Below are 371 nucleotides of genomic sequence, written 5' to 3'. Positions count from 1 at the left end.
ACCGGTAAAACCGCTGCCTTTGCCTTACCGCTGTTAAGCCGTATAGATCTGAAAAACAAAGCCACCCAAATGTTGGTGTTAGCACCGACTCGTGAATTGGCTATTCAGGTTTCAGAAGCGATCCAAAGCTACGCTCGTCACCTGAAAGATTTCCATATTCTGCCAATTTATGGCGGTCAAAGCATGGGCATCCAATTACGCTCATTACAACGTAAACCACAAGTTGTTGTCGGTACGCCGGGTCGTATTCTGGATCACATTCGTCGTGGCACATTGAAGCTGGATAAACTTGAAGCATTAGTGCTTGATGAAGCTGATGAAATGCTGCGTATGGGCTTTATTGATGATGTAGAAACCATCCTTAAAGAAAC

The 371-nt window shown here is 44.7% G+C and carries 1 protein-coding gene; it reads left to right on the top strand.

Going from position 1 to position 371, the window contains the following annotated elements:
• The coding region (locus B3182_RS00300) for a DEAD/DEAH box helicase (RefSeq protein ID WP_292751093.1) at positions 1 to 371 on the top strand (371 nt) is incomplete at both ends.

This window comes from Methylophaga sp. UBA4204 (assembly GCF_002379485.1).
GTDB lineage: Bacteria > Pseudomonadota > Gammaproteobacteria > Nitrosococcales > Methylophagaceae > Methylophaga.
This window is presented reverse-complemented; position numbering and strand designations above follow the sequence as displayed.